The organism is Candidatus Marivariicella sp. (assembly GCF_983056325.1).
Genome location: NZ_CEZOWA010000015.1, coordinates 52,156 through 53,806 on the forward strand (window position 1 = coordinate 52,156; position 1,651 = coordinate 53,806).

Sequence of the window (1,651 nt, forward strand, 5' to 3'; positions counted from 1 at the left end):
TATACGTTTGATCACATTCAAGATAAAAATCACCCTTATAATAATAATCGCTCGAAAAATCACTTGATCTATTTATGTCTTTTATATCATCCCTTTTACCATCAACATAATGCACCACCGATGACTTGAATTCTCCTGTGACAGCCCATTTCATTCCAATTTCTTTTAAGCTATTATTATTACGTGATTTAGTATTATTGATCCGAAGATATACCTCGTCATTAATTACAACTAATTCTAATAAATACTCTTTTTCATTATCGTCAGTAAGACTAAAATATGTTCCTTTTTGACCTAATTGTTTCACTAAAGATCCTTCTGATTTATCTTTTTTTATTGAAAAAAGAAAATCTTTAGGAACGTTTTCATTTGTGATAGTTAAAAGCTTTCCTTTCAGGAAGGAAAATGTTGGGAAAATTCCAGGAAATAAGTTATATAACTTATTTCCTGGAATCATTTTATAATTGTTTTTAATAACTTGCTTATAATCTTTTTTAGCATCACTATTTTTAATTTGAGTTTTCTTTTTTTCTTCTATTCCAATATTTAACTCAGCCATTGGTATAAATTGAGTAATGTTCCTATTATAATTATAACCATAATTATCTTTTTTTCCGTATCTAATATGATTTATAGCTATTATACCTGCTGGAACTAAACGAAAAGTTTGATTTTGGATGTAAGAATTTCCTAGATATAAATTATTTAAAAACCCATAACTAGATGATGATGAGTTTTGGTTAATTGAAATAGAATCTTGGGATCCAAGAATGGACAATAAGTTGTTTGTCCTATTTATTGAGTCTGTTAATTTAATGATTTCATTTTCAAGACTTGGAATAACGGCATTCTTAGTATTTAACTTATTAATTAAATCTAACGAAGAAAGTTTAAAATTTTCTAGTTGAATTTTTATTTGATTTAATTCTTTAATATTGTCATATAAATCTTCTATTGTGGTTTTTTGATTAACAATTGTGACATTTTGATCAACAATCTGACTATTTATTGTTGTGAGTTGTTTTTTCTGAGTATTAGCTAATTCTTTTAACTCACGTTTTCTTAGTTTATCAATGTTTTGAGCAAGAGTTGAGTTAAAAGAAATGAGTAAAGCCAAAGTAAATACTATGTTCTTCATAATAGATTATTTTACCCAAATATAAGAATTTAAGCTATACCTACTCAGGGGTTTAGACATAACTGAAATTAGTTATGTAAAAATAACCCACATAAAAATGTGTATCGGAGGGGTTTTTATATCGGAGTTAGTTTTTTCTCCCTATGTAAAATGGTGAGGATATATTTAATATATTGTAGATGTGAATTTCAATAAATTAATTAACGATTCTAAAGTAGGATTGAAAAGAAATATTTCCTCCCGAAGAGAAAAAACATCTGTTTCAATTGAGGAATTTAATATTTTATCTCAAAAATATTTTAATAACATCTCAAATGACTCAAATCTTTTTATTGAGTTTCATCAGAACGATAAAGAAACCCTAATTTTTATTTTAAGATGGTATTACCATCTATGGATTGAAATTGATAAAGATATTATTGAAGTATCCTCTGACTTCCCCAAAGAGTTTCAAATTATAAGTGAAGTAAATAAATTTAATCATCCTCACACACCAAAAACTTTTGAAATAGG

Annotated in this window: 2 protein-coding genes; one reads left to right on the plus strand and one right to left on the minus strand. The window is 26.4% G+C overall.

Annotation, left to right across the window (positions count from 1 at the left end):
- Positions 1-1,138, minus strand: a 1,138-nt coding sequence (locus tag AC3ATN_RS06245; protein ID WP_487532401.1) for a hypothetical protein, incomplete at its 3' end; no start/stop codon positions are given.
- 181 nt (positions 1,139-1,319) lie between these two features.
- Here AC3ATN_RS06245 and AC3ATN_RS06250 point away from each other — a divergent pair.
- Positions 1,320-1,651, plus strand: a 332-nt coding sequence (locus tag AC3ATN_RS06250; RefSeq protein WP_487532402.1) for a hypothetical protein, incomplete at its 3' end; no start/stop codon positions are given.